Annotated in this window: 13 protein-coding genes and 1 pseudogene; 12 read left to right on the forward strand and 2 right to left on the reverse strand. The window is 57.4% G+C overall.

The annotated features are described in order from the left end of the window. Positions 1-1,261: 1,261 nt before the first annotated feature. Positions 1,262-1,753, reverse strand: a complete 492-nt coding sequence (locus RAD04_RS06180) for a GNAT family N-acetyltransferase (protein ID WP_461623031.1) — start codon at positions 1,751-1,753, stop codon at positions 1,262-1,264. 633 nt (positions 1,754-2,386) lie between these two features. Here RAD04_RS06180 and RAD04_RS06185 point away from each other — a divergent pair. The 9 genes and pseudogenes from RAD04_RS06185 to RAD04_RS06225 form a co-directional block, all read left to right on the forward strand. Next, positions 2,387-2,887 carry a GNAT family N-acetyltransferase gene (locus tag RAD04_RS06185; RefSeq protein WP_461623032.1) on the forward strand — a complete coding sequence of 167 codons (501 nt, stop codon included), beginning with the start codon at positions 2,387-2,389 and terminating at the stop codon, positions 2,885-2,887. Between the two features lie 282 nt (positions 2,888-3,169). After that, a complete protein-coding gene (tnpB, locus tag RAD04_RS06190; RefSeq protein ID WP_461623033.1) occupies positions 3,170-3,388 on the forward strand; it encodes an IS66 family insertion sequence element accessory protein TnpB in 219 nt (72 codons plus the stop codon). A 34-nt stretch (positions 3,389-3,422) separates the two neighbouring features. After that, on the forward strand, positions 3,423-3,653 hold the full coding sequence (locus RAD04_RS06195) for a hypothetical protein (protein ID WP_461623034.1): 231 nt from the start codon (positions 3,423-3,425) through the stop codon (positions 3,651-3,653). 120 nt (positions 3,654-3,773) lie between these two features. Continuing rightward, positions 3,774-4,349: an IS66 family transposase gene (locus tag RAD04_RS06200; RefSeq protein ID WP_461623035.1), complete on the forward strand. Its 576-nt coding sequence runs from the start codon at positions 3,774-3,776 to the stop codon at positions 4,347-4,349. Positions 4,350-4,433: 84 nt separating this feature from the next. Further along, positions 4,434-4,856, forward strand: coding sequence for an IS66-like element accessory protein TnpA (gene tnpA, locus RAD04_RS06205; RefSeq protein ID WP_247280258.1), 423 nt, complete (start codon positions 4,434-4,436; stop codon positions 4,854-4,856). Continuing rightward, positions 4,850-5,203: an IS66 family insertion sequence element accessory protein TnpB gene (gene tnpB / locus RAD04_RS06210; protein ID WP_280096162.1), complete on the forward strand. Its 354-nt coding sequence runs from the start codon at positions 4,850-4,852 to the stop codon at positions 5,201-5,203. The genes tnpA and tnpB (RAD04_RS06210) overlap by 7 nt, the downstream gene beginning before the upstream one ends. A 51-nt stretch (positions 5,204-5,254) precedes the next feature. Next, positions 5,255-6,820, forward strand: a complete 1,566-nt coding sequence (tnpC, locus tag RAD04_RS06215) for an IS66 family transposase (protein ID WP_461623036.1) — start codon at positions 5,255-5,257, stop codon at positions 6,818-6,820. Beyond that, positions 6,817-7,419 (forward strand): plasmid pRiA4b ORF-3 family protein, encoded by a 603-nt coding sequence (locus RAD04_RS06220; protein WP_461623037.1) that lies wholly within the window; start codon positions 6,817-6,819, stop codon positions 7,417-7,419. Before tnpC ends, RAD04_RS06220 begins: the two co-directional genes overlap by 4 nt. 46 nt (positions 7,420-7,465) lie before the next feature. Next, positions 7,466-7,684, forward strand: a pseudogene (locus RAD04_RS06225) (IS66 family transposase); the annotation flags it as partial. Positions 7,685-7,726: 42 nt separating this feature from the next. On the opposite strand, the gene ccrA reads toward RAD04_RS06225, so the two are convergent. Beyond that, complete coding sequence (ccrA, locus tag RAD04_RS06230) at positions 7,727-9,007, reverse strand: crotonyl-CoA carboxylase/reductase (RefSeq protein WP_461623038.1); 1,281 nt, start codon at positions 9,005-9,007, stop codon at positions 7,727-7,729. 1,225 nt (positions 9,008-10,232) lie between these two features. On the opposite strand from ccrA, the gene RAD04_RS06235 reads away from it, so the two are divergent. The 3 genes from RAD04_RS06235 (at position 10,233) to RAD04_RS06245 (ending at position 14,014) form a co-directional block, all read left to right on the forward strand. Then, a complete protein-coding gene (locus RAD04_RS06235) occupies positions 10,233-10,550 on the forward strand; it encodes a 2Fe-2S iron-sulfur cluster-binding protein (protein ID WP_461623039.1) in 318 nt (105 codons plus the stop codon). Between the two features lie 25 nt (positions 10,551-10,575). Then, positions 10,576-11,823: a cytochrome P450 gene (locus RAD04_RS06240; RefSeq protein ID WP_461623040.1), complete on the forward strand. Its 1,248-nt coding sequence runs from the start codon at positions 10,576-10,578 to the stop codon at positions 11,821-11,823. Positions 11,824-12,751: 928 nt separating this feature from the next. After that, positions 12,752-14,014, forward strand: coding sequence for a serine hydrolase domain-containing protein (locus RAD04_RS06245; protein ID WP_461623041.1), 1,263 nt, complete (start codon positions 12,752-12,754; stop codon positions 14,012-14,014). Positions 14,015-14,342 lie beyond the last annotated feature (328 nt).

The raw sequence follows: 14,342 nt of genomic DNA on the forward strand, positions 1-14,342 counted from the left end.
AAACCTGGCCACCTTCGACTTCCCTGTCGTCTCGGAAACGGTTTCAGGGGCATGGGTGCCGAACATCGTCCGAGGTGACTCGACGTACGAGCCGGCCTACGTTGCAGACGCCCAGTGGTTGAGCGAGGCGCCCTCGCGACAAGCTCAACGTATGGCTTCTCTGTCCGCTGTCAGGCGGCGGTGGCCGCATCGGTGAATGTACCCGTGGCGATGTCGAGACTCCTATTGCTTCCGATGTTGCTCCGCCAGCTCCCGCCACTGGCTAGGATCGCCATTCTAACCTACGACTCAACTTTGGGTGACGATCTGCTCGGGATCAATGATCCGGTCGAGAGGGCAAGGATCGTGATCGGTGGCATCGAAGGCGGAAAGTTCTCGCACGACGAGCGGAGCGCTGGCGCCATTTGATGTCGCTGCGATCGAGGGCGATCTCGCCGCCTGCGCCACGCGACTGCGCGTCGCGCGTCCGAAGATTGCAGCGATCGTGTTCGAGTGCGGCGCATTTCCGTTTGTCGCGCCGCCGCGGGACCGTGGTGCGCCCGATCCGCCCCAACCTCTTTGTGCACGACGCATTTGACGCGTGGATGACGCGGACCCCGCTTCGAGGTGGTGTCGGTATGCGGGTGGCGGGTTGGTACATTGTCGGAGTGAGATGGAGGCGCAAAGCGTTGGCGAAGCGCTTAAGGCTCGGCTGGCCGAGTGCCGCCTGGAATTGCATCCTACGAAGACGAGGATCGCCTATTGCGAGGATGATCGACGCCGAATAAAAGCGAGGCGGTCATGTTTGACTTTCTCGATTATTGCTTCCGGCTACGATCGGTCCTGAGGCCGCATTCGCAGAATATGTTCTGTGGGTTCGCCCCAGGAGAACTGGACGTTATTGCTCGGGAGCTAGACCCGATGGTTAGCGCGGGATCGCTTATTATGGGCAATACACCCGCTCAGCGCTCTATCCGCTGGCACACGTTATATCAACCAACGGTGGATATTACGGTGGATATTTTTCCATCACCGTTTAGGACGCGCGCGTTTCTTCATGGAGAAGATCGCGCGTGAGACCGCAGGCTCTTTGTGCATTGGCAACTCGGCGATGGCGGCCAGATTGCCTGATGGGAGCCGGGCGAGGCGAGAGTCTCACGTTGGTTCTGCGAGAGGTTGGAGCTGAAGTCCTTCCCAGCCGACGGTGCCGGTTCTGGCCAAGGGCAAGACGAGCACCGTCCACGGGCTCCCATTGCTTCGGACACATTTGCAGATCATGATTTCATCGTAACTTTCTCCAGAAAAACACGTCGTTGTGCCATTCACCGCGAATGCGCGCTGCTTCGTGTAGCACCGCCGTGGGAAAGAACTCAAAAGGGCTGGCGCTTCTTATAGTTCGGATATTTTTTTCATACGCATGTGACACCAGTAACCGGAAACCCAGATCTGTAGCGGTTTCAATCAAGTGTGCAAGCATTAACCTGCCAAGGCCCTTCCCTCGATGATTTTCGTCAATGTAGCGCGATGTTTCGGCGACGTCTTTATATTCGGGACGCAGGGTAAACCGATTCAAGGAGCACCAGCCGATCACCGGACCATTGTCAATTTCATAAACGAACGCAGGAAAAGGATCTTGATGTTCGTTCAGCCATGCGAGACGATCGATGTGAGTATCAGGAGCGATTTGGCTTATTGCGAAGATGCCTGGCTTCGCTGCCTGATTGTAGATCTTGGCCATGTTGTCGGCATCGGCATATGTTGCATGTCGAATCATTGTTCTAACTCGTCTTGTTCTTGCCTGAGCGCTGTGCGCGATGAGTTGAGGCGCACTACGCGCATCAGCGCCAGCAAGGCCGGCCGACATAATCGGGTAGTCCGGCTTCTCTTGTGCCTGCGAAGACGCAGTCCTTCTCCAGCTGAGTCCTGATATCCGTCGCCGCGTACTCAACATGTGGAACAAACCACAGTAAGAGTTGTACACACTAGCTATCAGCTCTGGTAGTTTGCGGTAAGCTCTGGAGAGAGCACTGTCCAGCTGATCGACCCGGTCCGCTCTGGCTGGCTCGCGCTCGAACGTCTGAGTGATAGTATTGCTCTCAGCTAGATGCAGAGCACGGCGCTAGTCAATTGACTAAATCGCGGCTCCAGACGATGAACATGCAATTCGTGAGCGAAAAGAACACCTACGCCTGAGGTGCTCTCAGGGGGCGCCTACAGAACCGACGCAAGATACAAACATCGTTGAGCAACCGCTCATCAGCCAATTCGATGAATCGTAAAATAGGTACCCTGCTTTCGCTCTCACGAAGCCTAATCTTTTGGACGTTTCTGTCGAAGTTTAGGATGTTTCTAATTGACCGACTGTCGAGCTGAGTCTCGTCTCGATGAGGAAGAATGGAGATAATTGATGTCTTATCAGGTGCGTCCGTTGCGGACAGGTGACCTACCAAGCGTGACAGAGATCTATAACGCAGCATGTCATGCAAGGGAATCAACACAAGGAACGCGCCCTTGGAGTGTCAACGAAATGAAAGAGTTTCTGTTCGAACAGCGTCCGTCATTTGAGTCTTACACGTGCGTGGACGAAGGCGCCGTGGTCGGTTGGACAGCATTCACTCGATATCGCGTCCGGGAAGATGTCAGGCACACGGCGGAAATGTCGCTCTATGTTCAAGAGTCATTTCGTCACAAGGGAATTGGGTCCATCCTTGCAAAAACGCTTCTAAATCGGGCAAATAGCCATAATCTGCACTGTGTTTTTGCAATGGTGTTCAAAGATATGCCTGACGTTGTTTCTTTCGCGGAAAGGAATTGCGGCTTTTCGCTCGCCGGATGCCTTAGAGAGGTCTTTTCCGACAACGGAAAGCATTACGACATTTTGGTCTTGGAAAGGCTAGTAGTACTGTGAAGCTAATCGCTGCTGATGGCTTTTGGCAACCGACTGCGGCTTCGAACACGTCAATGGATCGTCTCTCCAGCAAATTGCGGATCAATTTCTCTTATGTTCGATGGTGGCCTCAGTCTGCGATAGCGATGGAGATATTCAGCCCGTTCCGATTTGAGCCTGCGGCTGCCGATCGCGGTACTCTTGCGCCACTCTTGAAGTTAACGCGGTCGACTTCCGCAGAGGTGCTGACGGTCTCGCCGCGCCGGTGCGCAATCAACTCCGCCTTGATCGGCCTCGGGAACAATGTTTGTCTTCCATTCGAAGCGAGCAAATCGTTCGAAGACGTTGGCCTGGGACGGGTACGGACTGTTGCTTCCGTGGAAATGTCTCGAGCAGAACGCGTTCCTGGCCGCCGATCAGCGTTCGTGTGATGCGACTTTCCGCCTCGCAGCTCGCCACGCTGATGGACGGCGTGGACTGGTCGCGCCTTCATGTCCACGACCGCCGGCAACGACATCGTGAGCGCTGAAATCAGTTGAATCGAGCCGCTCTTCGCATGCACCACAACGTCCCGCCAATCAGATTGAGTGATTCATGTGACGAGATCCCAGTCCAGCTTTCCACCGATATTGCCGCGCTGCAGGCGCTGGTGGCAGTGGCACGCGCGGAGCGCGACCACGCGCTGTCGCAGATCGACCGGCTGCGCACCTCTTGCATCAGCTGCAATGCGCCCAGTTCGGCCGGAGAAGCGCGATCCGGAGCAACTGCTGCTGGCGATCGAGGTTGACGTCGAGCAAGCCCGTGCCGGGGACGAGGGGGCTAAGGAGGGATTCTGCACGCGCACGCAAGCGCGCTAACAAGCGCCGCGTCGATCGTGACGCGCTTCCGGCCCATCTGCCACACGCCGATGCATGTGATCGTCACGCATCGCCCTAAATATGCCTGCCGGGCCTGCACGGATGGCGTGGTTCAGGCGCCGGCACCGGAGCGGCTGAGCAAGGGCGGGCTGCCAACCGAGGCGATGGTCGCCTATGTGCTGGTCGCCAAATATACCAGGCATCTGCCGCTCTATCGGCAGGCCCAGATGCTGCTGGCGCAGGGCATCCACATTAAGCGCGCGGTGCTTGCGTTCTGGGTGGGCTATGCTGCCGCGGCGCTTGCGCCGCTCTGGCTTCGATTGCGTCAGCTCATTCTGACCGCGGGCAAGATGCGACGAGACCACAGCGCGGGTGCTGAATCCCGGCCGCAACCATACCAAGAAGGGCTTCTTCTGGCGATCGCGCGCAACGATCGGCCCTGGGGCGGGACCGACCCGTCGGCGGTGGCCTACACCTACGCACCCGGTCGCGGCGCCGTCCACGCGCTCAAGCTGCTCGACTGCTATCGTGGCATCGTGCAAGCGATGATCATAACATCGTCTAGAAGACCATTGCGGACAATACACCTGACGCGACGATCACGCTCGCGTTCTGCTGAGCTGTAAGCGTGGCGTTGAGGCCCTTGAGAATTGTTGTACTCAATCCTGAGAGCACCGCTAGAAGAGTCATCTTCTGCAAGGGTGCTCATAATGGACGACCATTCGGACGACATAAGACGACCGTTGTCACCGCGTATCGAAGTGTACGCAGGCGCAGGTCGAAAGCGCTGGCCGGACGATTTGAAGGCACAGATTGCCGCGGAAAGCCTTGAGCCGGGGGCGATTGTCACAGATGTCGCGCGTCGCCATGGGTGCCGGCCCCAGCAGGTGCACGACTGGCGGCGCCGGGCGCGTTTGGGCCAGTTGGTGCTGCCGGCTTCGGCGGACACGCTGTCGTTCGTGCCGGTGGTATCGGAATCGGCGCTACCGGCGGCCGCAGAGCCCACCGGGTCGCCGGAAGCAGCCGTTGTAACTGTTGAACTCCAGGGGGCACGCGTGGAGGTGCGAGGGACGCCTGGCCTTGCTGTGTTGAGTGATGTGTTCTTGGCGCTTCGACGGACACGTTCATGCTGACGGCGCCCGCGAGCCTCATGATTTACGTGGCGACGCAACCTGTGGACTTCAGAAAAGGTGCGGAGGGCTTGGCGCTGTTGGCGAAGGAGACGCTGGGCCATGACCCGATGAAGGGCGTGGCGGTGGTGTTCCGTGCGAAGCGCGCCGATCGGGTGAAGATTGTCGTCTGGGATGGCAGCGGCCTTGTGATGTATTGGAAGCGGCTCGATGGCAGCGGCTTCAAATGGCCTCCCATCGTGGCCGGCGTGATGCGGATGAATGCCGCCCAGCTGTCCGCGCTTCTGGCCGGCATGGATTGGACGCGGATGCACGCGCCTCGAATCCCGCAGCCGAAAGCACTTGCGTAGGACATAAAGTCTTCGCTGCATCGGGGCGCGAAGCATGGCAGACTCGGGCCAATGAGTGATTTGCCTGATGAGCTGCCGAGCGATCCAACCGAGCTGCGTGTCTTTGCCGCGGCTCTGCTGGATCGTTGCGCCAGGCTCGAGCGGTTGCTCAAGCTTGCGAAAGATGCGCAGTTCGGTCGATCCTCGGAAAAGCTGGACGCTGATCAGCTGCAGCTTGTTCTGGAAGATATCGAAGAGGCCGTTGCGGCTCTCGAAGCAGCCGAGGATCGCGCCAATCCCAGAACCCGCGAGAAGAGAACTGCCGAGCGCAGAGCCAACCGTGGTCAGCTTCCGCAGCATTTGCCGCGCATCGTCGAAATCCTGATGCCGGCTGCAACCTGCTGCCCGTGCTGCAAAGGTGATCTCGTCGAGATTGGTCGCGATGAGAGCCAGAGGCTCGACGTCGTTCCGGTCCAATACCGGGTGATCGTCACCCGCCGGCCCAAACTGGCCTGCCGCGCCTGTCACGGCGTCGTCCTCCAACACGCTGCTCCCGAGCGACTGATCAGGGGTGGATTGCCCACCGAGCGACTGGTCGCGCATGTGATCGACGCGAAGTATCATTGGCATCTGCCGCTTTACCGCCAGGCGCAGATGCTGGCGACGCACGGAATAGCGCTTGACCGTTCCACGCTCGCCTTCTGGGTCGGCTATGCCGCCCAGGAATTGAAGCCCTTGTGGCATCGTCTGCGCCAGCTTCTGCTCGCCTCTTCGAAGCTCTGTGTCGATGAGACCCCGGCGCCGGTGCTGGATCCGGGGCGCGGCAGGACCAAAACCGGCTACTTCTGGGCGCTGTCACGCGATGACAGGCCCTGGGCCGGACCTGACCCACCTGGCGTGGTTTACGCCTATGCACCGGGCCGTGGGGCCGTTCATGGCTTGAGGCTGCTCGAGGGCTATCGCGGCATCATCCACTGCGACGGCTATCAGGCTTACAAGACCATGACCCGAGAGACGCGTGCGGACGCCTTGTCCGGAACGCTCGCCTTCTGCTGGTCGCATCTGAGGCGCCAGTTTGTGAAGATCGAGCGCGAGGCTGCTCCGGCGCCAGCTCCGGTTGCCCGCGAGGCTCTTGAGCGCATTGCCCAACTTTACGCGGTCGAGAAAGCGCTCCGCGGCCGATCGGATGCCGAGCGCCGTGCTGGCAGGCAGGCGCATGCCCGACCTCTGGCTACAGCCTTGAAGCAGTGGTTTGAGGCCAAGCTTGATTACCTTGCACAAAAGAGCGACACGGCGGAGGCCTTGCGTTACGCGTTGCGTCATTGGGACGGCCTGACGCTCTACCTTGATGACGGGCGCATCGAGATGGACACGAATGCTGTCGAGCGTGCGATGCGACCGATCAAGCTCAACGCCAAGAACTCCCTTTTTGCCGGTTGCGACGAGGGCGCCGAGAATTGGGCAGTTCTGGCTTCGTTAATCGAGACCTGTAAGCTCAATGGCGTCAGTGCCGAGCACTGGCTCGCTGATGTTCTCGCGAAGCTCGTCAATGGTTGGCCTGCGGCGCGACTGGACGAACTGCTCCCTTGGGCGTCGATCTACACGATGCATGCACACGATCCGAGGCTGGCGGCATGAGCCTGAACACGACCGCGGTCCGGATCAAGGTGACCCTCAAGGACGTGAAACCGGAGGTGATGCGATGCCTTGTCGTGCCGCTCACGCTGCGCCTTGATCGGCTGCATCTGACGCTTCAGGCGGCGTTTGGCTGGACGAACAGCCATCTCTTCGAGTTCCTGGCCGGCGAAGGACGTTGGGGTATCCCTGATCCCGATGGAGATTTTGGCCCTCAGCCCATCGATGCCCGCAAGACGCGGCTCTCTAATATCGTTCAGGAGACCGGCGCGAAGACGATCCATTATCTCTACGACTTCGGCGACAGCTGGGATCACGTGATCAAGCTTGAAAAGTGGTTCGACAACACGACAACGGAGGGACTTCCGTTCTTGCTCGAGGCCGCCGGCCGTTGTCCTCCGGAAGATGTCGGCGGTGCGCCAGGCTATGCCGAATACCTCGACGCCATCAGCGACCCCACCCATCCGGAGCACGAACATATGCGCCTCTGGGGCCCGGAGCAGTTCGATCCCAACGTGGTCGACCGGAAGGCGTTTGAGGCCGCTGTCAATGCGTTGTCCCACATATGGAAGCCGCGCCGGCGCACCACGCGCTCAAAATAGACGTCAAGCGCCAATCAAATGGGCCTCAGAGCTACGCTTACGCTGAGCTCACCTGCGGCGGCGTTTCTTCGACATCGTCCAGGACGGTCCTGCCGCGATCGCCAGCGAGGCGCTCGCGCGTATCGCCGCTCTCTATGCCATCGAGAAGACGATCATGGGCCGCAGCGCCGATGAGCGGCGCGTGGTGCGGCAGACGCGCAGCAAGCCCCTCGTGCTGCCGCTCAAGGCTTGGTTCGAGCTGGCACCCACCCGCTTCTCGGCAAGGCGAAGATCTGGTTGTGTCTGCGCTCGCCAGCTCCAGCCGCGGTCATGTAGTAGGCAGGGTTGTACTTGCTTGAACAAGAACTGCCATGTTTCCAGGCCGATGCTGGTTTCGCCACATTTTGGTGTGGGCGCGCGGAATTTCGCCCCACGCAAAGACTTCGGACAGGCACGGGGTTATGCGCCGTTCAACTACAAGTCTATTCGCCTCCCACGCTTGATATAGATTCGCGAAGTGACTGCCTTGCACTCGTTTCTGCCGCATCCAGATCACGCGCGCATCCATCGTAAGATTATAGCCTGAGGTCCCACCACAGAAGACGACCATTCCGCCTCGTTTCACGACGAAGCAGCTGACTGGAAACGTCATTTCTCCTGGATGCTCGATGACAATATCGACGTCGTTGCTCTTTCCCGTAATCTCCCAAATGGCTCTGCCAAAGCGGCGCACCTCGCTCATGTAATCGCTGTAGCGAATACTGCTGTCGATATCGGGAAGTTGACGCCAACACTCGAACTCTTTCCTATTTATCACACCTTTGGCGCCCAACGACATCACATAATCACGCTTCGCGTCATCAGAAACGACGCCGATCGCGTTGGCTCCTGCCACGCTTGCGAGTTGGATTGCCATCGACCCCAGGCCGCCAGCGGCACCCCATACCAAAACGGTTTGACCTGGCCGGAGGGCATGTGGGCGATGACCAAATAACATCCTGTATGCAGTGGCGAGCGTGCCCGTATAACAGGCGCTCTCCTCCCAACTTAGGTGCATTGGCCGGGGTAGCAGCTGACGCGATTGAACGCGGGCGAATTGTGCAAAGGACCCGTCCGGGGTTTCGTAACCCCAGATTCTCTGAGATGGCGAGAACATGGGATCCCCGCCATTGCACTCGACATCGTCACCGTCGTCCTGATGGCAGTGGAGAACAACCGAGTCACCGACTTTCCATCCTTTTACGCGATCTCCAACTGCCCAAACGATTCCCGCGGCATCGGAACCGGGAATGTGATGAGAGTGCCGATGTATGTCGAAGGGCGAGACCGGTCGCCCGAGAGCCGCCCAAATACCATTGTAGTTTACACCAGCAGCCATAATCATGACCAGGGCGTCCTCCAGCCCTATCGCAGGAGTATCAACTACCTCCACTTGCATTGCAGACTCCGGGTCGCCATGCCGCTCGCGGCGTATCACCCAAGCATACATACGCTTTGGCACATGACCCAACGGCGGAATTTCCCCAGTCTCGTAAAGGTCCTTTGGGACGGACTGCGGATAGTTCGCTGCGAACGGATCGGAACCGCTGCATTGATTGATTCCGTTCATGTATAACCTCCATGCAAATGAGAATGGATATAACGCACGACTAGTGTGGGTCGGGCGATCGATGACTGCACGTCACTGGTCGCAGCTCGATGCAGAGTTTGCGCTCAGCGCCTTAAGCTCGGATATAAAAACAGCGGCGAATCCAAGGTCCAACAGAATCGGTGAGAGGCCGAAGCTGTGAGTTCGGTCTTCAGACAATCCGGGGAAACGGGTGCACTGGCGCCCGATCTCCTCTGCCGAGCGCTTTCGTATCTCGAGTCGAGACCCGTAACGACGCCAACGTGACTGCTTCTTCGAATATCATGATCCGGAACATCCTTCCTCCGAATTTCCAGAGCCATCCCATGGAGAAGAATAGAACAAGATTGAAGCAAGGCCGCCCTCCCGTTTCTGGTAGGAAGCGCAAAATCGCTCGCGTTTGCAAGCTCGCCAGAGCCGAACAGCGGCGATAAGATCTGCAACCCTTCTGAATTAGCGCGAATCTAGCTCACCCAGTACCTTCCGTGAGGACCTGGCGCCTCACCAATCGATAAGAGAGCTCGAGCACGTCTTCAATCCTCCTCAGTACGGTCTCACTTTCGCAATTCCCCAAGTGCGAATGTTTGGCGCCGCGAGTTGGATGTAATTCCGAGAGGTTCACCAGCTGGATTTGGTTCGCCTATTCGATGACATGTTTTGTTCGATGCCTGACATGTCTGTTCGACGTTCAACAGTCTGGAAATTGACTCACTTTGCCAATGCTGCAGTGTGACCAGCCGGCTGGACGCGCCTCGTAGGCGGCGTTCAAGCAGCGCTCCAATTTTCGGAATTGTGTCGGATATGGACACAGGCCGTTGCGCCACGTAGTGCGCAACCTCCAGGCCGCGGCCCTATGCATCGTGTACCAAACGACTCGCGTCGGAGTGGTTGATATATGAGGTACTAACTGTTCGAACCACTGAAGTGTTGGTTCGAGTGTCTGTCAGACAAGGTCGTTCCCGACGTTTGTGCATGCCCTCCGATGGCTCGGCTCGAGTCGCCAGATCGGCTCTCTCAAACTCGCCAGCGACTACAGACGGCGACACCAACACGGCGACTCTCAAGAATACCGAATAGATTGTTCGTCGGTCCAATACTGGCATCGAGATTGCTGGGGTGCTTGGAAAGCGTAAAAGAAGATTTTGAAGGGTAGATGGCTCGCCCCGCGCTGAGACCGGACCAGATAAAGAAAAAGGATTGAGACAATATGCCGACAGTCTATTTCGAATGTGGCGAACGTGAATACCAAGTAGAGGTTCCAGTCGGCACCAGTGTAATGCGGGCCGCCCGCGATAACGGCGTGCCGGGGATTGACGCCGACTGCAACGGGGAGTGCGCGTGCGCTACGTGCCATGTGTATGTGGAGCATGCCTGGCTATCGAAGACCGGCGAGCGAACGTCGACGGAGGAGCAGCTCTTGAGCTTCGCGTCAGCGGCAGAATCAAATTCGAGGCTTTCCTGCCAGATCAGGATCACCCAAGCGCTGAATGGTCTTCGGGTAAGGATACCTGACGGCCAGCACTGACAACCACTGCAACTAGGAGGCGAATATGAATACTCTATTGGCAGACCGAGTACGCGACGACGCTTATAATATCTCACTTGACAGTCTCGATGTGAGCGAGGCCAAGCGCTTCCAAGACGATACCATCTGGCCGTACTTCGAGAGGTTGCGAAGGGAAGATCCCATTCACTACTGTAAGGACAGCCTGTTCGGTCCATATTGGTCGGTGACTAAATACCGGGATATTATGGCCGTGGACACAAACCATAACGTGTTCTCGTCCGAGCCAGCTGCTGCTGTCAGTATCGTCGAGATGCCCGAGGAGTATCGAAATCCAAGTTTTATAAAGATGGATCCTCCCGAACATGACGAGCAGCGGAAGACCGTCAGCCCGATAGTGGCACCGGCAAATCTCGCTAAGCTGGAAGGTTTGATCCGCAGCCGCGCCAGAACCATTCTCGAGGGCCTGCCGCGTAATGAAACTTTCAATTGGGTCGATAGGGTATCGATAGAATTGACGACACAGATGCTGACCACGCTATTCGATTTTCCGTTTGAGGATCGTCGGCTGCTGACATATTGGTCGGACGTTGCCAACACAATTCCGCAAATAGGACAGGAGATCGACAGCTGGGATAAGCGAAGAGCAATTCTGTCCGAGTGCTTGGCCTATTTCACGAATTTGTGGAACGAACGGATAGATGCCGAGCCGCGCGCTGATCTAATCTCGATGATGGCGCATTCGCCAGCGACTCGGAATCTCGAACCACGCGAGTTCCTCGGAAATCTGATCTTACTGATCGTAGGCGGGAACGACACAACGCGCAATTCGATCAGCGGCGGCATGTGGTTCATGAATCAGAACCCGAGCGAGTTGCGAAAGTTGCGCGATAACCCCGCACTGGTGTCGAGCGCGGTGTCCGAGATTATCCGGTACCAGACGCCCATCGCGCACATACGCCGCAATGCCCTAGCGGATATCACTATGTGTGGCAAAACAATCAGGAATGGCGACAAGGTCATCATGTGGTACATCTCCGGGAATCGCGACGACGAGGTCATCGAGAACGCGAACAGCTTCATCATCGATCGTAAGAATGTACGGCAACATCTTTCGTTCGGATTCGGCATCCATCGCTGCCTTGGTAATCGTCTTGCGGAACTTCAGCTGAAAATCATGTGGGAGGAAATTTTGTCTAGTCATCTGGATGTAAACGTCGTCGGTGAACCGGACCGGATCGCATCGAACTTCGTGCACGGTTACTCCGCCCTGCCGGTGCGAATTGTAGCTTAGGGCCGCGGGCACAGCTCAGTCGAGGGACAACTTTGCGAGGGACCGATCCGAGCCAAGAGCCAGCAACGGTTGAGTTGTTGCGACCTTTTTTGCCTTGATTGCCTGAGTTTGCGAGATAGTTTCCGCATCCTTGAGGCGAAGGACTTCGTCAGATGGCGGTCGGTCAATCTTTTCTCCAAAGCGCGGCCTTCAGATGCTCGGCCGCCTGCCGTGTGTTCGGCAATGGTAGATTGCATCATTGGTACAGCGTTCGAACTGAGTGCAGCGGAACGTCCGACGCATCCCTGTATCAGAGGAGCAATGCAGAAAACGATACTAACGGCCGCTGCCGCAAATGGAGCCCGTTCGAAGGAAAACCACGAGACAACTCCGAAGAAAGATTGTCGACTTCGACTCGATCCAGGAACTCGGCAGTCAGTTGGCGCAGCTCAGCTGTTCGTTAAAGGACAACCATCCAAGTGACCGAAGTTCGTTGTCTTGACTTGCAGGCACGGCGTGCCTCAACGGAGTCCCGCACGAAGCTCGTGGTTCTGGTTCGTCTGTCTGATTGCTCTAGCCTGTTCGCTGCCGACATCTGCGTTCGATCCTCACGTTATTGTGGCGGCTGCAGGACTTGGCGTACCGTTCTCAATGTCCAATGTCACGCAGCCGTACCGCTCGCGCGCATATCACCGACAGCCTTCGAGCGGCACATCAATTGCAGAGCACGTCTTGGGTAAGGATACAGTCCGTTAAGCGGCGCGATCTCAGGTAGCAGCGTGATGCATCTCTTACCAATGCGAGGTGCGTCCGGCCGTTTTGGCATGTCGGAGATCGATGGTTTCGACCACGGGAGACTTGGTTCAAGTGACTATCCAATACACGGTCACGGTTCTGATCGCCATTTGCGCCGTCTCGCACAACGAACGCTGCGGGAGCTTGGCAATCGATGAAAGCTAGGCTGAAGTCGCTTTCCTTTTCGGCGCGCTTAAAGCTCGTAGGTCGGACCTTCGCGCACGGCTTACCCACCGCCCAGCCCGAGACCGTCGATGTCTCGCCTGAGCGGATCGCCCGAATTTGCACGGTGCTGCAAAAGGAGGTCCATGCGGAGCGCATGCCGGGTGCCGTCGTTATGATTGCTCGGCGAGGCAAGTTGATCTATTCCGAAGCTATCGGTTTCCAAGAGAAGGCGACGGGCAAACCGATGACCAAGGATGGGATCTTTCGCATCTATTCCATGACGAAGCCACTCGCCTCAGTTGGCGCCATGATGCTGGTCGAGGAAGGCAAGATCCAGCTGAACGATTCTGTATCCAAGTTCCTGCCGCAACTGGCCAAGATGGAGGTCATAGTCGCGGGTAAAGACGGTAAAACCGCCCGTGAGCGCGCCAAGCGCCAGATAACCATCCACGATCTCCTCCGACATACGGCGGGCCTCACTTACGGAGAGTTTTCCAATATTCCAGAGATCAGAGCCGCTTACGCCGAAGCAAAACTTTTTACTGAGCCGTCTCGCTTCATCACGCCGGAACAATTCACCGCGGGGATTGCCAAAGCGCCGCTAGTGCGTGAGCCGGGCACCGCCTTCGAGTACAGTTTGGCTGTAGACGTGCTCGGCCGCGTCATCGAGTCGGTCTCAGGCCGGCGTCTTTCAGAGTTTCTCGACGAGCAACTGTTTCGGCCCCTTAACATGGCTGACACGGGTTTCAAGGTTCCTGAGGCAAATTGGAACCGAATTGCCGAGCCAATGCATAGGAAAAGGCAATTTCTCGACGTAAAGATCGAGCCGTCGAATGAGCTTGCCGGAGTGGGGGGCGTGTCGACAGCGACCGACTACCTGCGCTTCTGTCAGATGATGCTGAACGGCGGCACGCTTGATGGCCGCCGATATATGAGCCCCACGACTATTAAGATGATGACTTCGGATCACCTCGGGCGCCGTCCCGGGGTGCCTGCATTACCCGGCAACATTCTCATGGGCATCGATGGTTATACCTTCGGACTGGGCTTTATGGTTCGCCAAGGGTCTGGGCTGGCAAGTGTGCCCGGTTCCGAAGGCGAATACATGTGGGCCGGTCACGGTGGGACCTTCTTCTGGATCGATCCAGAGGAGGAACTAGCAGTTGTTTTCATGGCGCAGATCTCGGGAGGCATTCGCACCTACTATTATCGGATGATAAAGGCACTAGTGGCTCAGGCGCTCGGTAAGTAACCTGATTCGACCATTGCTGCCGCCTTTGAACAAGGCAAGCAGCGCTTGTGCTTACATTGCGTACCCCGTGCCAGAATCGCTCAGTAGATCGCGCGCACAATGACTAACCCAACCGCTCTCAAGGAAGGGATTCTAGCTTAGTTGCGTGCCTGAAGCTCAGCAGCAAAATCGATTACGGGCCAGCAGCACTATTCCGTCTGAGCAGCCCTCGTTAACTTGCCCCTAAGTGCAGTAAGCGAAGGCGGCTCAGAGTGGGCGCCGATCTGTCAATCGGCATATTAGAATCGGCTCTGACGACAATTGGTGCTGCTTGAAGCACATCGATTTT

It is taken from the genome of Bradyrhizobium sp. 25ACV (assembly GCF_054863005.1).

What these genes read in the sequence shown, in the direction of transcription:
- RAD04_RS06220 (WP_461623037.1), top strand. Translation starts at nt 6,817, where the DNA reads ATGAGCCTGAACACGACCGCGGTCCGGATCAAGGTGACCCTCAAGGAC.
- RAD04_RS06200 (WP_461623035.1), top strand. Translation starts at nt 3,774, where the DNA reads ATGCATGTGATCGTCACGCATCGCCCTAAATATGCCTGCCGGGCCTGC.
- tnpC (WP_461623036.1), top strand. Translation starts at nt 5,255, where the DNA reads ATGAGTGATTTGCCTGATGAGCTGCCGAGCGATCCAACCGAGCTGCGT.
- RAD04_RS06180 (WP_461623031.1), bottom strand. Translation starts at nt 1,753, where the DNA reads ATGATTCGACATGCAACATATGCCGATGCCGACAACATGGCCAAGATC.
- RAD04_RS06195 (WP_461623034.1), top strand. Translation starts at nt 3,423, where the DNA reads ATGCACCACAACGTCCCGCCAATCAGATTGAGTGATTCATGTGACGAG.
- tnpB (WP_280096162.1), top strand. Translation starts at nt 4,850, where the DNA reads ATGCTGACGGCGCCCGCGAGCCTCATGATTTACGTGGCGACGCAACCT.
- RAD04_RS06240 (WP_461623040.1), top strand. Translation starts at nt 10,576, where the DNA reads ATGAATACTCTATTGGCAGACCGAGTACGCGACGACGCTTATAATATC.
- tnpA (WP_247280258.1), top strand. Translation starts at nt 4,434, where the DNA reads ATGGACGACCATTCGGACGACATAAGACGACCGTTGTCACCGCGTATC.
- RAD04_RS06245 (WP_461623041.1), top strand. Translation starts at nt 12,752, where the DNA reads ATGAAAGCTAGGCTGAAGTCGCTTTCCTTTTCGGCGCGCTTAAAGCTC.
- tnpB (WP_461623033.1), top strand. Translation starts at nt 3,170, where the DNA reads ATGTTTGTCTTCCATTCGAAGCGAGCAAATCGTTCGAAGACGTTGGCC.
- RAD04_RS06235 (WP_461623039.1), top strand. Translation starts at nt 10,233, where the DNA reads ATGCCGACAGTCTATTTCGAATGTGGCGAACGTGAATACCAAGTAGAG.
- RAD04_RS06185 (WP_461623032.1), top strand. Translation starts at nt 2,387, where the DNA reads ATGTCTTATCAGGTGCGTCCGTTGCGGACAGGTGACCTACCAAGCGTG.
- ccrA (WP_461623038.1), bottom strand. Translation starts at nt 9,007, where the DNA reads ATGAACGGAATCAATCAATGCAGCGGTTCCGATCCGTTCGCAGCGAAC.